This is a genomic window from Pseudomonas sp. C1C7, from assembly GCF_013359595.1.
GTDB lineage: Bacteria > Pseudomonadota > Gammaproteobacteria > Pseudomonadales > Pseudomonadaceae > Aquipseudomonas.
The window spans coordinates 74,592-92,279 of sequence record NZ_JABFMP010000001.1 but is presented as its reverse complement, the minus strand read 5'-3'; the positions used below and the strand labels follow the sequence as shown (position 1 = coordinate 92,279).

The following is a 17,688-nucleotide window of genomic DNA, read 5'->3' as shown; positions in this document are numbered from 1 at the left end:
TCACGTGTTAATGGACAAGAGCAAGCAGATTGCGCCGTCCGCGGTGCCGCGCCATGTCGCGATCATCATGGATGGCAATAATCGCTGGGCGAAAAAACGCTTTATGCCGGGTGTAGCCGGGCATAAAGCGGGTGTCGACGCTGTTCGTGCGGTCATCGAGGTGTGTGCCGAGTCCGGGGTCGAGGTTCTGACCCTGTTCGCGTTCTCCAGTGAGAACTGGCAGCGCCCGGCCGATGAGGTCAGTGCCTTGATGGATCTGTTCTTCAAGGCATTGCGTCGTGAGGCCAAGCGGCTGAACGAGAACAACATCAGCTTGCGCATCATTGGCGATCGTTCGCGCTTTCATCCCGAGCTTCAGGCAGCCATGCGTGAAGCCGAGGCCATGACTGCCGGCGCCAATCGTTTCGTCCTGCAGATCGCCGCCAACTACGGCGGTCAGTGGGATATCGCGCAGGCCGCCCAGCGGCTGGCCCGTGAAGTCCAGGCCGGGCATCTGCGTCCGGAAGACATCACTCCGGACCTGCTGCAGACCTGCCTGGCAACCGGTGATCTGCCGTTGCCGGACCTGTGCATCCGCACCGGTGGCGAGCACCGCATCAGTAACTTCCTGCTGTGGCAACTGGCTTACGCCGAGTTGTACTTCTCCGACCTGTTCTGGCCGGACTTCAAACACGACGCCATGCGTAACGCACTGGCCGATTTCGCATCCCGCCAGCGTCGCTTCGGTAAAACGAGCGAGCAGGTCGAGGCTGGAGCCCGGGTTTAATGCTTAAACAACGAATCATCACCGCGCTGATCCTGTTGCCGATTGCCCTGGGCGGGTTTTTCCTGCTCGAGGGTTCCGGCTTCGCCATGTTCATCGGGCTGGTCGTGACCCTGGGTGCCTGGGAATGGGCACGTCTGGCGGGGTTCACCGCACAATCGTTCCGCGTCGGTTTTGCCGCGGTGGTCGCGTTGTTGCTGTTCATCATGTACATCATGCCCGGGCTCGCGCCGTGGGTGCTCGGTGCCTCCGTACTCTGGTGGGCCGTGGCGACGTACCTGGTGCTGACTTATCCACGCTCCAGCGAACACTGGTCCAGTGCGGCCTGCAAGCTGGTCATCGGTTTGCTGATCCTGTTGCCGGCCTGGCAAGGCCTGGTGCAGATCAAGCAGCAGCCGTTGGGCAACTGGCTGATCATGGCGGTGATGGTGCTGGTCTGGGGCGCCGACATCGGTGCCTATTTTTCCGGTCGGGCCTTCGGCAAGCGCAAGCTCGCACCGCAGGTCAGCCCTGGCAAGAGCTGGGAAGGTGTCTACGGTGGGCTGGCCCTGAGTCTGGTGATCACCGTGCTCGTCGGCTTTTTCCGTGACTGGACGGTTGCCGAACTGTTCAAGGGCCTGATCGGCGCTGCGCTGATCGTGTTCGTCTCGGTGGTCGGCGATCTGACCGAAAGCATGTTCAAGCGTCAGTCCGGGATCAAGGACAGCAGCAATCTGCTGCCCGGTCACGGCGGTGTTCTGGACCGTATCGACAGCCTGACCGCAGCCATTCCAGTGTTTGCCGTACTCCTGTGGATGGCCGCACCGTGAGCCGTCCTCAGCAGATTACCGTTCTGGGAGCGACCGGCTCGATCGGTCTGAGCACCCTCGATGTCATCGCGCGTCATCCTGATCGTTATCAAGTCTTTGCGCTGAGCGGTTTTTCCCGCTTGAGTGAATTGCTGGCGCTGTGCGTACGGCACGTTCCGCGGTTCGCTGTGGTGCCTGAAGTCGCCGCCGCTCGTGGTTTGCAGGACGATCTGCGTGCGGCCGGCTTGCCGACCCGCGTGTTGGTGGGTGAAGAGGGGTTGTGCCAGGTGGCTGCCGACCCTGAAGTCGATGCAGTCATGGCGGCCATCGTTGGCGCGGCGGGCTTGCGTCCGACGCTGGCGGCCGTCGAGGCGGGCAAGAAAATCCTCCTGGCGAATAAAGAGGCGCTGGTCATGTCCGGCGCCTTGTTCATGCAGGCCGTGCGCAAGAGCGGCTCGGTATTGTTGCCGATCGACAGCGAGCACAACGCGATTTTCCAGTGCATGCCACAGGATTTCGCCCGTGGTCTGGGTGCGGTCGGCGTGCGCCGGATTCTGCTGACGGCCTCCGGTGGTCCGTTCCGGCAAACGCCACTGGCGGAGCTGGCGCATGTCTCGCCTGAACAGGCCTGTGCCCACCCCAACTGGTCCATGGGGCGCAAGATTTCGGTCGATTCGGCCAGCATGATGAATAAAGGCCTGGAGTTGATCGAGGCTTGCTGGCTGTTTGATGCCAAGCCGTCCCAGGTTGAAGTGGTGATTCATCCGCAAAGCGTGATTCATTCCCTGGTCGACTATATCGATGGCTCGGTATTGGCCCAGTTGGGCAACCCGGACATGCGTACGCCGATCGCCAATGCCCTGGCGTGGCCTGAGCGAATCGATTCGGGCGTGCCGCCGCTGGATCTGTTTGCCATCGCTCGCCTGGATTTCGAGGCGCCGGATGAAGAGCGTTTCCCTTGCCTGCGCCTCGCCCGGCAAGCAGCCGAGGCTGGCAATAGTGCGCCGGCCATGCTCAATGCGGCAAATGAGGTCGCCGTGGCGGCGTTTCTCGACGGACGGGTTCGTTACCCGGAAATCGCGAGTATCATCGAAGAAGTACTGAATCTTGAGCCTGTAGTAGCTGTAGACGATCTCGATGCGGTGTTCACCGCCGATGCCAAGGCGCGTGAACTGGCCGGGCAATGGTTGAGTCGTCACGGGCGGTAAGTGCTGCAATGCGTTGGTCCATGCGGCACCTGACTGGAATGCGGAGAAAGTAAATGAGCGCACTCTATATGATTGTCGGCACCTTGGTTGCACTGGGTGTGCTGGTTACCTTCCACGAGTTCGGCCATTTCTGGGTCGCGCGTCGCTGTGGGGTCAAGGTGCTGCGTTTCTCCGTGGGCTTCGGCATGCCGCTGTTGCGCTGGCACGACAAGCAGGGCACCGAGTTCGTGGTGGCCGCCATTCCGCTGGGTGGCTACGTGAAGATGCTCGACGAGCGTGAGGGCGAAGTTCCAGCCGATCAGGTCGAACAATCCTTCAATCGCAAATCGGTCCGTCAGCGCATCGCCATCGTGGCGGCCGGACCGATTGCCAACTTCCTGCTGGCCCTGGTTTTTTTCTGGGTGCTGGCCATGCTCGGCAGCCAGCAGGTACGTCCTGTCATCGGCGCCGTAGAGTCCGGCAGTATCGCCGCCAAGGCGGGATTGAGTGCCGGTCAGGAAATCATTTCCATCGACGGCGAACCCACCACCGGTTGGGCTGCAGTGAATCTGCAACTGGTCCGTCGACTGGGTGAAAGCGGTACCCTCCAGTTGATGGTCCGCGAGCAGGGCTCCACGGTGGACGTGCCTCGTGAGCTGATGCTGGATAAATGGCTGAAGGGTGCCGAAGAACCCGATCCGATTCATTCGCTGGGCGTTCGCCCATGGCGTCCGGCATTGCCTCCGGTGCTGGCCGAGCTTGATCCCAAAGGTCCCGCGGCCGCTGCCGGGTTGAAGATGGGCGATCGTCTGCTGGCCCTTGATGGCAAGGCCCTGGATGACTGGCAGCAGGTGGTCGATACCGTCCGTATGCGCCCTGATACAAAAATTCTGCTGCGTATCGAGCGCGACGCTGCTCAAATCGACGTCCCTGTGACGCTCGCTTCGCGCGGCGAGAAAAAAGCACCGAGCGGTTACCTGGGGGCAGGCGTGAAAGCGGTGGATTGGCCGCCGGAAATGGTTCGCGAGGTCAGTTACGGTCCCTTGGCCGCGATTGGCGAAGGGGCTCGACGTACCTGGACCATGAGCCTGCTGACCCTCGACTCACTGAAGAAAATGTTGTTCGGCGAGCTCTCGGTAAAAAACTTGAGTGGACCGATAACCATTGCTAAAGTGGCGGGCGCTTCGGCCCAGTCGGGTGTCGCTGATTTCCTGAATTTCCTTGCTTATCTGAGTATTAGCCTGGGGGTTCTGAATTTGCTGCCCATTCCTGTGCTGGATGGGGGGCATTTGTTGTTTTATCTGATTGAGTGGGCGCGTGGTCGTCCCTTGTCGGATCGGGTGCAAGGTTGGGGGATACAGATCGGTATCAGTTTGGTGGTCGGAGTGATGCTGCTCGCTCTGGTCAATGATCTAGGCCGTCTGTAACGTCGCTGAATTGCGAATCTGCCGCATTTTGCGGCAGTTTGTTTATTGCCAGTTGGAATAAGAAAGGACTTCATGAAACGTCTGCTGCTAACTGCGGTTCTCACCGTATTGATGATCGCCGAAGTTCACGCCGAGTCCTTCACTATCTCTGATATTCGCGTTAATGGCCTCCAGCGGGTCTCCGCGGGTAGCGTCTTTGGTGCTTTGCCGCTGAACGTCGGTGAACAGGCGGATGATCATCGCCTGGTGGAAGCCACTCGTGCATTGTTCAAAACCGGTTTCTTTCAAGATATCCAGCTGGGTCGTGATGGCAACGTTCTTGTCATTACGGTAGTCGAGCGTCCGTCGGTTGCCAGTATCGAGATCGAAGGCAACAAGGCGATCTCCACCGAAGACCTGATGAAAGGCCTCAAGCAATCCGGTCTGGCCGAAGGCGAGATCTTCCAGCGCGCCACCCTCGAAGGTGTTCGTAACGAGCTGCAGCGCCAGTACGTTGCCCAGGGCCGTTACTCCGCCACCGTCGACACCGAAGTGGTGCCTCAGCCGCGCAACCGCGTTGGCCTGAAGGTCAACATCAACGAAGGCACCGTTGCCGCTATCCAGCATATCAACGTGGTGGGCAACACCGTCTTCCCTGATGAAGACCTCATCGACCTGTTCGAACTCAAGACGACCAACTGGCTCTCGTTCTTCAAGAACGACGACAAGTATGCTCGTGAAAAACTCTCCGGTGACCTGGAGCGTCTGCGTTCCTACTACCTGGACCGCGGCTATATCAACATGGATATCGCTTCGACCCAGGTATCCATCACCCCGGACAAGAAACACGTCTACATCACCGTCAACATCAACGAAGGCGACAAATACACCGTACGTGACGTCAAGCTGAGCGGTGACCTGAAAGTGCCGGAAGACCAGGTCAAGTCCCTGCTGCTGGTACAGAAAGGCCAGGTGTTCTCGCGCAAGCTGATGACCACCACCTCCGAACTGATCACCCGTCGTCTGGGTAACGAGGGTTACACCTTCGCCAACGTCAACGGCGTGCCGCAGCCTCACGATGACGATCACACCGTAGACATCACCTTTGCTGTCGATCCGGGCAAGCGTGCTTACGTCAACCGCATCAACTTCCGTGGCAACACCAAGTCCGAAGACGAAGTGCTGCGTCGTGAAATGCGCCAGATGGAAGGCGGCTGGGCTTCGACCTACCTGATCGACCAGTCCAAGACCCGTCTGGAGCGTCTGGGCTTCTTCAAGGAAGTGAACGTTGAAACCCCGGCCGTACCGGGTGTCGACGACCAGGTCGACGTGAACTACAGCGTGGAAGAGCAGGCTTCCGGTTCGATCACCGCCAGCGTCGGTTTCGCCCAGAGCGCCGGTCTGATCCTCGGTGGTTCGATCACCCAGAACAACTTCCTCGGTACCGGTAACAAGGTCAGCATCGGCCTGACCCGAAGTGAATACCAGAGCCGCTACAACTTCGGTTATGTAGACCCCTACTGGACCGCTGATGGCGTGAGCCTGGGTTACAACGCGTTCTACCGCACCACCGACTACAAAGACCTCGACGTCGACGTAGCCAGCTACGCTGTAGACAGCCTGGGTGCAGGCGTGAGCGTCGGTTATCCGATCAGCGAGACTTCGCGTCTTACCTTTGGTTTGACTGCACAGCAAGACAAGATCAACACCGGTGTCTACACCGTCGACGAGATCTTCGACTTCGTTAACAAGGAAGGCGATCAGTACCTGAACTTCAAGGCTTCGGCCGGCTGGTCCGAGTCCACCCTGAACAAGGGCGTGCTGGCAACCCGTGGTCATTCCCAGAGCCTGGTTCTGGAAACCACGACCCCGGGCAGCGACCTGTCGTTCTTCAAGCTCGACTACCGTGGCCAGTTGTTCCAGCCTCTGACCGAAAACTACACCATGCGCCTGCACACAGAGTTGGGCTATGGTGATGGTTACGGTTCGACCGACGGCCTGCCATTCTACGAAAACTATTTCGCGGGTGGTTTCAACTCGGTTCGTGGCTTCAAGGACAGCACCCTGGGTCCTCGCAGTACGCCAAGTACCGGCAAGAACCCTGGCACCCAGTTCGACCCGGACCAGGATCCGCTGCCGTTCGGTGGTAACGTCCTGATCCAGGGTGGTGTTGAAGTTCTGTTCCCGCTGCCGTTCGTCAAGGATCAGCGTTCCCTGCGTACTTCGGTATTCTGGGATGTGGGTAACGTGTTCGACTCGTCCTGCTCGGATACCACAAACGCTGACGGCACGAAGTCCAACACCAAGTGCAACGACATCAGCCTGAGCAACATGGCCAGTTCCGTCGGTGTGGGTGTGACCTGGGTCACCGCACTGGGTCCTCTGAGTTTCGCGTTGGCCATGCCGGTCAAGAAACCGGATGACGCTGAAACTCAAGTGTTCCAATTCTCCCTCGGTCAGACGTTCTAAGCGTCTGACCCAAGATAACGACAATGGATTTTGTAGGAGTGCATCGTGCGTAAGTTGACTCAATTGGTTCTCCTGGCTTCCGTACTGGTAGCAGGTCCGGCGTTCGCCGATATGAAAATCGCCGTTCTGAACTATCAGATGGCCCTGCTGGAATCCGATGCGGCCAAGAAGTACGCCGTGGATGCAGAGAAGAAGTTCGGTCCTCAACTGACCAAGCTCAAGACTCTGGAAAGCAGCGCCAAGGGTATTCAGGACCGCCTGATGGCCGGTGGCGACAAGATGCAGCAAGGCGAGCGTGAGCGTCTGGAGCTCGAGTTCAAGCAAAAGGCCCGTGACTTCCAGTTCCAGTCCAAGGAACTGAACGAAGCCAAAGCCGTTGCCGACCGCGAAATGCTCAAGCAGCTCAAGCCGAAACTGGACAGCGCTGTTGAAGAAGTCATCAAGAAAGGTGCTTTTGACCTGGTCTTCGAGCGTGGCGCAGTGATTGATGTCAAACCTCAGTACGACATCACGCGCCAGGTTATCGAGCGCATGAATCAGCTGAAGTAATCCATGACAGCGACCATTAAACTCGGCCAATTGGCCGAGTTCCTCGGCGCCACCCTGCGTGGCGACCCCGAGAAGGCAATCACTGGGCTAGCCACCTTGCAGGAGGCTGGCCCAGCTCAGTTGAGTTTTCTCGCAAATCCCCAATACCGAAAGTATCTGGCAGGCAGCCAGGCCGCAGCCTTGTTGCTCAAGGCCGCTGACGCCGAAGGGTTTGCCGGTAATGCGCTGGTCGTACCTGATCCGTACGCGGCCTACGCCCGGGTATCCCATCTGTTCGATCCCAAGCCCAAGACGGCTGCCGGCATTCACCCGACAGCGGTGATTGCGGCGGATGCCGTGGTCGATCCGGCAGCGAGCATCGGTGCTTTTGTCGTGATCGAAAGCGGGGCGCAGATCGCGGCGGGTGCCACCATCGGTGCGCATTGCTTCATCGGCGCACGCAGCACCATCGGTGAAGGTGGCTGGCTCGCTCCACGGGTGACCCTGTATCACGACGTTCGCGTCGGCAAGCGGGTGGTCATTCAGTCCGGTGCCGTATTGGGCGGGGAAGGTTTCGGGTTCGCCAACGAAAAAGGTATCTGGCAGAAGATTGCGCAGATTGGTGGCGTCCTGGTCGGCGATGACGTGGAGATTGGCGTGAATACCGCCATCGACCGCGGCGCGCTGGCGGATACCATCATCGGCAATGGCGTGAAGCTCGATAACCATATCCAGATCGCCCACAACGTTCAGATCGGTGATCACACGGCCATGGCGGCCTGCGTGGGCATCTCCGGCAGCACCAAAATCGGCAAGCATTGCATGCTCGCCGGCGGTGTCGGCCTGGTGGGGCATATCGATATTTGCGACAACGTATTCATCACCGGGATGACCATGGTGACCCACTCGATCACCGAGCCGGGTGCCTATTCTTCCGGTACGGCGATGCAGCCGGCAGCCGAGTGGCGCAAAAGCGCGGCACGTATCCGTCAGCTCGATGACATCGCGCGACGTTTGCGACAGCTTGAAAAGCAGATGGGGGAAGTGACCCCTGACGGTAATGCTTCATCAGATGGCTGATACCATTTCCATATCATGTGTGCGCAGCCGCTAGACTGCGTCCTTGATTTGCTAGAGGAGTGTGCGTCAGTCGCGCGCTCCCAATCTTTACATAGGCTTCCCCCCGAAATGATGGACATCAACGAGATTCGCGAATACCTGCCTCACCGTTACCCGTTCCTGCTGGTGGACCGGGTCGTGGATCTGGATGTGGAAGAGAAGCGCATTCGCGCCTACAAGAATGTCAGCATCAATGAACCGTTCTTCAATGGTCACTTCCCCGCGCATCCGATCATGCCGGGCGTGCTGATCATCGAGGCGATGGCTCAGGCCGCCGGAATCCTTGGTTTCAAAATGCTGGACGTGAAGCCGGCCGATGGCACCCTCTACTACTTCGTTGGTTCCGACAAGCTGCGCTTCCGCCAGCCGGTGTTGCCGGGCGACCAGCTGATTCTTGAAGCCAAGTTCATCAGCTGCAAGCGTCAGATCTGGAAGTTCGAGTGCCAGGCTTCGGTCGATGGCAAGCCGGTCTGCTCCGCCGAGATCATCTGTGCGGAACGCAAACTATGAGTTTGATTGACCCTCGCGCAATCATCGATCCGACAGCCGTCCTGGCTGACGGTGTCGAGGTCGGCCCGTGGTCGATCGTCGGCGCAGGTGTGGAAATCGGCGAGGGGACGGTCATCGGGCCGCACGTGATTCTCAAGGGGCCGACCCGCATCGGTAAGCACAACCGCATCTACCAGTTCTCCTCGGTAGGCGAGGACACGCCGGACCTGAAGTACAAGGGCGAGGAAACCCGCCTGGTGATCGGTGACCACAACGTCATTCGCGAAGGCGTGACCATCCACCGCGGGACCATTCAGGACCGTTCGGAAACGACCCTGGGCGATCACAACCTGATCATGGCCTACGCACACATCGGTCATGACAGCGTCATCGGCAACCACTGCATCCTGGTCAACAACACCGCGCTGGCAGGCCATGTGCACGTGGATGACTGGGCGATCCTGTCCGGGTTCACCCTGGTTCACCAGTATTGCCATATCGGCGCCCACAGCTTTTCCGGCATGGGAACCGCCATCGGCAAGGATGTTCCGGCCTACGTCACGGTGTTCGGCAACCCGGCAGAAGCCCGCAGCATGAACTTCGAAGGCATGCGCCGCCGTGGTTTCAGCGAAGATGCCATTCACGCCCTGCGTCGCGCCTACAAGGTCGTTTATCGCCAGGGTCTGACCGTTGAACAGGCGCTCGCCGAGCTGGTCGAGCCATCGAACCAGTTCCCGGAAGTGGCGGTATTCCGCGATTCCATCCAGTCGTCGTCCCGCGGCATCACCCGCTGATCATGGCCAATCTGCGTATCGCGCTGGTGGCGGGTGAGGCTTCCGGCGACATTCTCGGCGCCGGTCTCATGCGCGCGCTCAAGGCTCGTCACCCCGCAGTCGAATTCATCGGTGTCGGCGGCCCGCTGATGCAGGCCGAGGGCATGCAGTCCTACTTCCCGATGGAGCGCCTGTCGGTCATGGGCCTGGTGGAGGTGCTGGGCCGCCTTCGCGAATTGCTGGCCCGCCGCAAGAAACTGGTAGCCGACCTGATTGAGGCGAAGCCGGATGTGTTCATCGGCATCGATGCCCCGGACTTCAACCTCAATATCGAACTCAAGCTGCGTCGGGCCGGAATCAAGACCGTGCACTACGTCAGCCCGTCGGTCTGGGCCTGGCGGCAGAAGCGCGTGCTGAAGATTCGCGAAGGCTGCGATCTGATGCTGACGCTGTTCCCGTTCGAAGCCAAATTCTACGAAGAGAAGGGCGTGCCGGTGCGGTTTGTCGGGCACTCCCTGGCCGATGCCATTCCGCTGGAAGCCGATCGTGCCGCTGCGCGCGCCGAACTGGGTTTGCCCGACGGGCCGCTGGTGGCATTGATGCCGGGCAGTCGTGGCGGTGAAGTCGGTCGCCTTGGCGCGCTGTTTCTCGATACCGCGCAGCGCCTGCGGGCCATGCGCCCCGGCGTGCGCTTCGTCATGCCTTGCGCCAGCCCCGAACGCCGTGCACAACTGGAAGAGCTGCTCGCCGGTCGCGACCTGCCGTTAACCCTGCTCGACGGCAAATCCCACCTGGCCCTGGCGGCCTGCGACGCCGTGCTGATCGCGTCCGGAACCGCAACGCTTGAAGCCTTGCTGTACAAGCGTCCGATGGTGGTCGCCTATCGCCTGGCGCCGCTGACGTTCTGGATTCTCAAGCGCATGGTGAAGAGCCCTTACGTGTCCTTGCCGAACCTGCTGGCCCAGCGCCTGCTGGTGCCCGAATTGCTGCAGGATGACGCGACGGTCGACGCTTTGGCGCAGACCCTGTCGCCGCTGATCGAAGACGGTCAGGAGCAGACCCGCGGCTTCGACGAAATCCACCGTACCCTGCGCCTGGATGCCTCCAACCAGGCGGCGGATGCGGTACTGAATCTGATCGGCCCGAAACAATGAGTAAAACAAACATGCAGATGGGCCTGGATTTCACTCTGGTCGCCGAAGTTGAAGAACTGGTCGCCGGTGTCGATGAAGTCGGTCGTGGTCCGCTATGCGGCGCAGTCGTCACGGCAGCGGTGATTCTCGATCCGAACCGTCCGATTCTCGGCCTGAACGACTCCAAGAAGCTCACCGAAGCCCGTCGCGAAAAGCTCTACGACGAAATCTGCGAAAAAGCCCTCAGCTGGTGCATCGCCCGCGCGGAAGTCGAAGAGATCGACGAGCTGAACATACTCCACGCCACCATGCTGGCCATGCAGCGCGCCGTAGCCGGCCTGCACATCCAGCCGAAACTGGCGATGATCGACGGCAACCGTTGCCCCAAGTTGCCGATGCACGCCGAAGCGGTGGTGCAGGGCGATGCCAAGGTCCCGGCCATCGCTGCGGCGTCGATTCTGGCCAAGGTCAGCCGTGACCGTGAAATGGCGGCTTTCGAGCTGATTTACCCGGGTTACGGCATTGGCGGGCACAAGGGCTACCCGACGCCCGTTCATCTGCAAGCGCTGGCTCGCCTGGGACCTACGCCGATTCACCGCCGCTCGTTCGCCCCGGTGCGGATGGCTTATGAAGCGTTGGAAATTGCCATCGAGCGCTAGTCGCGAGGCTGATTTTTTCTACCAAGGCCCGGTACAATCCGGGCCTTGTTGTTTTCATGACTTACAGGATCACTATGCCGGCTTCATTCGTTCACCTGCGCCTGCACACTGAATTTTCCCTGGTTGACGGTCTGGTGCGGATCAAACCGCTGGTCAAGACCCTGGTCGGCATGAACATGCCTGCCGTTGCGGTCACCGACCAGAACAACATGTGTTCCCTGGTCAAATTCTATAAAAACGCCATGGGTGCCGGGATCAAGCCGATTTGCGGTGCCGACCTGTGGCTGTCGAACAAGGATCCGGATGCGCCGCTGAGCAAGATCAGCCTGCTGGTGATGAACCCTCTGGGTTACCGCAATCTGACCGAGCTGATCTCCCGTGGCTTCATCGACGGCCAGCGCAATGGTCTGGTGATCGTCGAGCGCGAGTGGGTGGCTGAAGCCAACGAAGGCTTGATCATGCTGTCTGCCGCGAAAGAGGGTGAGATCGGCATGGCCATGCTGGCCGGCAATCCGGGCGAAGCCGAAACCCTGGCGCGCGAGTGGATGGCGGTGTTTGCCGACCGCTTCTATCTGGAAATCCAGCGCACCAACCGCGTCAACGATGAAGAGCAACTGCACGGCGCAGTGGCCCTGGCTGACAAGCTCGGCGCGCCACTGGTCGCCACCAACGATGTGCGCTTTATCAAGCAGAGTGATTTCGACGCCCACGAAACCCGCGTCTGCATCGGCGAAGGTCGGGCCCTCGACGACCCGCGCCGGACGAAGAATTACAGCGATCAGCAATACCTCAAAAGTGCCGAGGAAATGGCCGAGCTGTTCAGCGACATTCCCGATGCGCTGGAAAACACCGTCGAGATTGCCAAGCGCTGCAACATCGATGTGAAGCTGGGCAAGCACTTCCTGCCGGATTTCCCGACGCCCAACGGCATGGGCATCGACGATTACCTGCGCCATGTTTCCCACGAAGGCCTCGAAGAACGCCTGGCGGTGCTGTGGCCCAAAGACACCACGCCCAATTACGAAGAGAAGCGCCAGGTCTACCTCGATCGCCTGAAGTTCGAGCTGGATATCATCATCCAGATGGGTTTCCCCGGTTACTTCCTGATCGTTATGGACTTCATCAAGTGGGCCAAGAACAACGGCGTGCCGGTCGGTCCTGGCCGGGGATCGGGTGCCGGTTCCCTGGTGGCCTATGTGCTGAAGATTACCGACCTCGATCCGTTGGCCTATGACCTGCTGTTCGAACGTTTCCTCAACCCTGAACGGGTTTCCATGCCCGACTTCGACGTCGACTTCTGCATGGACGGTCGCGACCGGGTGATCGAGTACGTGGCCGACGCCTACGGTCGCAACGCGGTAAGCCAGATCATCACCTTCGGCACCATGGCCGCGAAAGCGGTGGTGCGCGACGTGGCGCGGGTGCAGGGCAAGTCCTATGGCCTGGCCGATCGCCTGTCGAAGATGATTCCTTTCGAAGTCGGTATGACGCTGGAGAAAGCCTACGAGCAGGAAGAGATCCTGCGCGATTTCCTCAAGGTCGACGAGGACGCCAAGGAAATCTGGGACATGGCGCTCAAGCTCGAGGGCGTCTGCCGTGGTACCGGTAAACACGCCGGTGGTGTGGTTATCGCCCCGACCAAGCTCACCGACTTCTCGCCGATCGCCTGTGATGAAGAGGGCGGCGGCCTGGTGACCCAGTTCGACAAGGACGACGTCGAGGCGGCGGGTCTGGTGAAGTTCGACTTCCTGGGTCTACGGACCCTGACCATCATCAAGTGGGCGATGGAGACCATTAACCGCGAGCAGGCCAAGCAAGGCCTGGATGACCTGAACATCGACTTCATCCCGCTCGACGACAAGAAAACCTACGATCTGCTGCAGAAAGCCGAAACCACGGCGGTGTTCCAGCTTGAATCGCGCGGCATGAAAGAGCTGATCAAGAAGCTCAAGCCCGACTGCCTGGAAGACCTCATCGCACTGGTGGCACTGTTCCGTCCAGGCCCTCTGCAATCGGGCATGGTGGATGACTTCATCAACCGCAAGCACGGTCGCGCCGAGCTGGCGTACCCGCACTCGGATTACCAGTACGAAGGCCTCAAGCCGGTACTCGCACCGACCTACGGCATCATCCTGTATCAGGAACAGGTGATGCAGATCGCCCAGGTCATGGCCGGTTACACCCTCGGCGGTGCGGACATGCTGCGTCGTGCGATGGGTAAGAAAAAGCCCGAGGAGATGGCCAAGCAGCGCGGCGGTTTCATTGAGGGTTGTGCGACCAACAATATTGACCCTGATCTGGCCGGTAACATCTTCGACCTGGTAGAGAAGTTCGCAGGTTACGGCTTCAACAAGTCCCACTCCGCCGCCTATGGCCTGGTGTCGTACCAGACTGCGTGGCTCAAGACCCACCACCCGGCGCCGTTCATGGCGGCGGTGTTGTCGGCGGATATGCACAACACCGACAAGGTCGTGACCCTGATCGAGGAGGTGCGCAGCATGAAGCTGCGCCTCGATGCACCGGATGTGAACACCTCCGACTTCAAGTTCACGGTCAACAACGATGGCCGTATCGTCTATGGCCTGGGGGCGATCAAGGGCGTGGGCGAAGGCCCGGTGGAAGCCATTGTCGAAGCCCGTGAAGGCGGACCGTTCAAGGATCTGTTCGATTTCTGCGATCGCGTCGACCTCAAGCGCATCAACAAACGGACCCTCGACGCGCTGGTGCGCAGTGGCGCGCTGGACCGTCTGGGGCCGTATTTCCACGACGAGCTCAAGGCCTATCAGGCCAACATCGACCGCAACCGTGCGGTGTTGCTGACCGCGATGGAAGAGGCGATCAAGGCGGCCGAACAGACCGCGCGCACCGCCGACAGCGGTCACGCCGACCTGTTTGGCGGCCTGTTCGTCGAAGAAGATTCCGACGTCTACGCCAATCATCGCAAGGCCCGGGAGCTGACCCTCAAAGAGCGGCTCAAAGGCGAAAAAGATACCCTGGGCCTGTACCTGACCGGTCACCCGATCGACGAGTACGAAGGTGAAATCCGCCGTTTCGCGCGCCAGCGCATCATCGATCTGAAACCTGCGCGTGATACCCAGACTGTCGCGGGCATGATCATCGCCTTGCGGGTAATGAAGAACAAAAAGGGCGACAAGATGGGGTTCATCACCCTGGATGACCGTTCCGGGCGTATCGAGGCGTCGCTGTTTGCCGATGCGTTCCACTCAGCCCAGGCCCTGTTGCAGACCGATGCGATGGTGGTGGTCGAAGGCGAAGTCAGCAACGACGACTTCTCCGGCGGCCTGCGGTTGCGGGTCAAGCGGGTGATGAGCATGGAGGATGCGCGTACCAACCTGGCCGAAAGCCTGCGTCTGAAGGTTCAGACCCAGGATCTCAAGGGCGATCAGCTACGCTGGTTGGGCGACCTGTTCAAGCGTCACCGCGGTGCGTGCCCGATCACCATGGAATACACCAGCCCGGATGCGAAGGCCTTGTTGCAGTTCGGCGAGGGCTGGCGAATCGATCCGGCGGATGCGTTGATTCAAGCCCTGCGTGACCAGTTCGGGCGAGACAACGTCTTCCTCCAATACCGTTAACGGTCAGTGCTATCAGTTTGCCCTGAGCGTGACCTGAATTTTTAATCTCGACCTCAACGCGCCTCTCCCTTAAGGTAGGGCGCGAATAGACAACCGGCCGGCCCAAGCTCTCTTGGACGTCGACCCAAGACGGACGCCTATGAACCCGAATTTCCTGGATTTCGAACAGCCGATCGCCGACCTGCAAGCCAAGATCGAAGAGTTGCGCTTGGTCGGTAATGACAATTCGCTGAATATCGGCGATGAGATCTCCCGCCTGCAGGACAAGAGCAAAACCTTGACCGAAGACATCTTCGGCAAGCTGACCAGCTGGCAGATCGCACGTCTGGCGCGCCACCCGAAGCGCCCGTACACCCTGGACTACATCGATCACATCTTCACCGAGTTCGATGAATTGCACGGTGACCGCCACTTCTCCGACGACGCCGCCATCGTGGGTGGTATCGCCCGTCTGGACGACCAGCCAGTGATGGTGATCGGTCACCAGAAAGGTCGCGAAGTGCGCGAAAAGGTTCGCCGCAACTTCGGCATGCCGCGTCCGGAAGGCTACCGCAAGGCTTGCCGCCTGATGGAAATGGCCGAACGCTTCAAGATGCCGATCCTGACCTTCATCGACACCCCGGGCGCTTATCCGGGCATCGACGCCGAAGAGCGCAACCAGAGCGAAGCGATCGCCTGGAACCTGCGCGTCATGGCGCGCCTGAAAACCCCGATCATCGCCACCGTTATCGGTGAAGGTGGTTCCGGTGGTGCGCTGGCGATCGGCGTCTGCGACCAGCTGAACATGCTGCAGTACTCGACCTACTCGGTGATCTCGCCGGAAGGTTGCGCCTCGATTCTGTGGAAAACCGCGGAAAAAGCACCGGATGCCGCCGAAGCCATGGGCATCACCGCCGAGCGCCTCAAAGGCCTGGGCATCGTGGACAAGGTGATCAACGAGCCTCTGGGCGGTGCGCACCGTGATCCGGCCACTGCGGCGGCCTCGATCCGTGCCGAACTGAGCTCGCAACTGGCGATGCTCAAGAAGCTCGATCACAAGGCGCTGCTGGATCGTCGTTACGAGCGTCTGATGAGCTACGGTCTGTAAGCAGGCCTCGCTTCATCCATGTGGGAGCGGGCTTGCTCGCGAAAGCGGTGTATCAGTCAACGATGATGTTGAATGTGATGCCCTCTTCGCGAGCAAGCCCGCTCCCACATTTGATTGTGCAAAGGGATCGATATGAGCCAGTCAAAGATTGATCTTGCTGCCCGGCTTCTGCTGAATCTCGCGCCCTGGCGCAACGCCACCACCTGGCGCGTCGCTTTCTCCGGTGGTCTCGATTCCACCGTCCTGCTGCACCTGCTTGCACATCTATCCAGAACCGAATCCCTGCCGGCGCTGAGCGCCATCCATGTTCATCACGGCCTTCAGGCCGCGGCTGATGCCTGGCCGCAGCACTGCCAGTCGGTGTGTGATGGCCTGGGTGTGCCGCTTCAGATCGTTCGCGTTCAGGTTCGGCCTGGCGCCAGCCTTGAACGCGCGGCCCGGGATGCGCGGTATGCCGCCTTCATCGAGGCTGTTCAGCGCAACGAAATCCTGCTGACCGCCCAGCATCGCGATGATCAGGCCGAAACCCTGTTGTTTCGTCTGTTGCGTGGCGCGGGAGTGCGAGGCTTGTCCGGCATGCCACGCCAGCGTGCTCTCGGGAGTGGTTATCTCTTGCGGCCATTGCTTGATGTCAGCCGAACGGAGCTGGAGGCTTATGCCACCGAGCACCGGTTGAGCTGGATCGAAGACCCATCCAACCAGGATCATCAGTTTTCGCGCAACTACCTGCGTCATCAGGTGTTCCCTGCGCTGACTTCACGCTGGCCGCAAGCGATGGCGACCATGGCTCGCAGCGCGGAGCATTTCAATGAGGCGCAGGGGCTGCTCGATGAACTGGCGCAGATCGACTTGAGCCAGGCGCGTACCGACAGTCAATTCGATTGGCTGGGTTTGCCGTCGCTGGAGCTGGCGCCGCTGGCAGAACTTTCCGCCGCTCGTCAGCGCAATGCCCTCGGTCACTGGCTAGCGCCGCTCACGCGCATGCCTGACAGCGACCATTGGTCGGGTTGGGAAAGCCTGCGCGACGCCACCGGCGATGCCCGGCCGATCTGGCGCCTGGCCGATGGAGAGTTGCATCGCGCGGGTGGGCGCATCTGGTGGCTGTCGGGTGCCTGGTTGCGTGCAGTGCCGGCGGTCGAGGGCTGGCCCGATCCCTCGCAAACCCTGACATTACCTGACAATGGCGTGCTCACGCTCACGGGCCAAATCCCCGCTGGCCCCCTGCAGATCCACTATCGTGAAGGGGGAGAGGTGATGGCGCTGGCCGGTCGCGGACATCGTGATCTGAAGCGTTTGCTCAATGAAAGCGCGGTCCCGCTGTTCGTGCGCGGCAGATTGCCGCTGCTGTTCGCGGGCGGGCAATTGCTGGCGGTAGCCAATATCGACGGGCTCGATGGCGGTCCTTCGGGCAGCTGGCGTTTGCACTGGCAGCCGCCGGTCGAAGATCAAGGTTTGAGATGAAAGGGGCATTCCGGTAGACTACGCTCCCTTCTTGATACAACTTCTGTGGATTCGCCTGAATTGCAGGAGTTGCCGATTACCAAGCAGTCTTTGCTGGGCGATTCCAAAAAATGTGTAGCGAAAAACGAACCGGAGTTTCATCTCCCGGTCTGTCCCAACGCGGCGGTTTTTTTGAAAGGTGCACTGTGATTAATGCAGGTGATCGGGGGCTTCGGCCTTCCTTCGCTTTC

At 60.0% G+C, this 17,688-nt stretch carries 14 protein-coding genes; all 14 read left to right on the top strand.

Annotated elements, in window-relative coordinates; all coding sequences use genetic code 11:
* Positions 1-10 precede the first annotated feature (10 nt).
* The 14 genes from uppS (at position 11) to tilS (ending at position 17,458) form a co-directional block, all read left to right on the top strand.
* Positions 11-766 (top strand): polyprenyl diphosphate synthase, encoded by a 756-nt coding sequence (uppS, locus tag HNO86_RS00460; RefSeq protein WP_175375066.1) that lies wholly within the window; start codon positions 11-13, stop codon positions 764-766.
* Positions 766-1,572, top strand: coding sequence for a phosphatidate cytidylyltransferase (locus tag HNO86_RS00455; protein WP_175375065.1), 807 nt, complete (start codon positions 766-768; stop codon positions 1,570-1,572). The genes uppS and HNO86_RS00455 overlap by 1 nt, the downstream gene beginning before the upstream one ends.
* Positions 1,569-2,759, top strand: coding sequence for a 1-deoxy-D-xylulose-5-phosphate reductoisomerase (gene ispC / locus HNO86_RS00450; RefSeq protein WP_175375064.1), 1,191 nt, complete (start codon positions 1,569-1,571; stop codon positions 2,757-2,759). The genes HNO86_RS00455 and ispC overlap by 4 nt, the downstream gene beginning before the upstream one ends.
* Before the next feature lie 53 nt (positions 2,760-2,812).
* Positions 2,813-4,165 (top strand): sigma E protease regulator RseP, encoded by a 1,353-nt coding sequence (gene rseP, locus HNO86_RS00445; RefSeq protein ID WP_175375063.1) that lies wholly within the window; start codon positions 2,813-2,815, stop codon positions 4,163-4,165.
* Positions 4,166-4,237: 72 nt separating this feature from the next.
* Positions 4,238-6,613, top strand: a complete 2,376-nt coding sequence (gene bamA / locus HNO86_RS00440; RefSeq protein ID WP_175375062.1) for an outer membrane protein assembly factor BamA — start codon at positions 4,238-4,240, stop codon at positions 6,611-6,613.
* 45 nt (positions 6,614-6,658) lie between these two features.
* Complete coding sequence (locus HNO86_RS00435; protein WP_007990260.1) at positions 6,659-7,162, top strand: OmpH family outer membrane protein; 504 nt, start codon at positions 6,659-6,661, stop codon at positions 7,160-7,162.
* Between the two features lie 3 nt (positions 7,163-7,165).
* Positions 7,166-8,221: a UDP-3-O-(3-hydroxymyristoyl)glucosamine N-acyltransferase gene (gene lpxD / locus HNO86_RS00430; protein ID WP_175375061.1), complete on the top strand. Its 1,056-nt coding sequence runs from the start codon at positions 7,166-7,168 to the stop codon at positions 8,219-8,221.
* A 108-nt stretch (positions 8,222-8,329) separates the two neighbouring features.
* Complete coding sequence (gene fabZ, locus HNO86_RS00425; RefSeq protein WP_110966659.1) at positions 8,330-8,770, top strand: 3-hydroxyacyl-ACP dehydratase FabZ; 441 nt, start codon at positions 8,330-8,332, stop codon at positions 8,768-8,770.
* Entirely contained in the window at positions 8,767-9,543 is a 777-nt protein-coding gene (lpxA, locus tag HNO86_RS00420) for an acyl-ACP--UDP-N-acetylglucosamine O-acyltransferase (RefSeq protein WP_175375060.1), read from the top strand. The genes fabZ and lpxA overlap by 4 nt, the downstream gene beginning before the upstream one ends.
* A gap of 2 nt (positions 9,544-9,545) precedes the next feature.
* Entirely contained in the window at positions 9,546-10,676 is a 1,131-nt protein-coding gene (gene lpxB / locus HNO86_RS00415; protein WP_175375059.1) for a lipid-A-disaccharide synthase, read from the top strand.
* Between the two features lie 11 nt (positions 10,677-10,687).
* Complete coding sequence (rnhB, locus tag HNO86_RS00410; protein WP_175375282.1) at positions 10,688-11,314, top strand: ribonuclease HII; 627 nt, start codon at positions 10,688-10,690, stop codon at positions 11,312-11,314.
* A gap of 74 nt (positions 11,315-11,388) precedes the next feature.
* Positions 11,389-14,910 (top strand): DNA polymerase III subunit alpha, encoded by a 3,522-nt coding sequence (gene dnaE, locus HNO86_RS00405; protein WP_175375058.1) that lies wholly within the window; start codon positions 11,389-11,391, stop codon positions 14,908-14,910.
* A gap of 139 nt (positions 14,911-15,049) precedes the next feature.
* Complete coding sequence (locus HNO86_RS00400; RefSeq protein ID WP_175375057.1) at positions 15,050-15,997, top strand: acetyl-CoA carboxylase carboxyltransferase subunit alpha; 948 nt, start codon at positions 15,050-15,052, stop codon at positions 15,995-15,997.
* Positions 15,998-16,129: 132 nt separating this feature from the next.
* Positions 16,130-17,458, top strand: a complete 1,329-nt coding sequence (gene tilS / locus HNO86_RS00395; RefSeq protein WP_175375056.1) for a tRNA lysidine(34) synthetase TilS — start codon at positions 16,130-16,132, stop codon at positions 17,456-17,458.
* The last annotated feature ends 230 nt before the right edge of the window (positions 17,459-17,688 follow it).

What these genes read in the sequence shown, in the direction of transcription:
- uppS (WP_175375066.1), top strand. Translation starts at nt 11, where the DNA reads ATGGACAAGAGCAAGCAGATTGCGCCGTCCGCGGTGCCGCGCCATGTC.
- HNO86_RS00455 (WP_175375065.1), top strand. Translation starts at nt 766, where the DNA reads ATGCTTAAACAACGAATCATCACCGCGCTGATCCTGTTGCCGATTGCC.
- rseP (WP_175375063.1), top strand. Translation starts at nt 2,813, where the DNA reads ATGAGCGCACTCTATATGATTGTCGGCACCTTGGTTGCACTGGGTGTG.
- bamA (WP_175375062.1), top strand. Translation starts at nt 4,238, where the DNA reads ATGAAACGTCTGCTGCTAACTGCGGTTCTCACCGTATTGATGATCGCC.
- lpxD (WP_175375061.1), top strand. Translation starts at nt 7,166, where the DNA reads ATGACAGCGACCATTAAACTCGGCCAATTGGCCGAGTTCCTCGGCGCC.
- fabZ (WP_110966659.1), top strand. Translation starts at nt 8,330, where the DNA reads ATGATGGACATCAACGAGATTCGCGAATACCTGCCTCACCGTTACCCG.
- lpxA (WP_175375060.1), top strand. Translation starts at nt 8,767, where the DNA reads ATGAGTTTGATTGACCCTCGCGCAATCATCGATCCGACAGCCGTCCTG.
- lpxB (WP_175375059.1), top strand. Translation starts at nt 9,546, where the DNA reads ATGGCCAATCTGCGTATCGCGCTGGTGGCGGGTGAGGCTTCCGGCGAC.
- rnhB (WP_175375282.1), top strand. Translation starts at nt 10,688, where the DNA reads ATGCAGATGGGCCTGGATTTCACTCTGGTCGCCGAAGTTGAAGAACTG.
- dnaE (WP_175375058.1), top strand. Translation starts at nt 11,389, where the DNA reads ATGCCGGCTTCATTCGTTCACCTGCGCCTGCACACTGAATTTTCCCTG.
- HNO86_RS00400 (WP_175375057.1), top strand. Translation starts at nt 15,050, where the DNA reads ATGAACCCGAATTTCCTGGATTTCGAACAGCCGATCGCCGACCTGCAA.
- tilS (WP_175375056.1), top strand. Translation starts at nt 16,130, where the DNA reads ATGAGCCAGTCAAAGATTGATCTTGCTGCCCGGCTTCTGCTGAATCTC.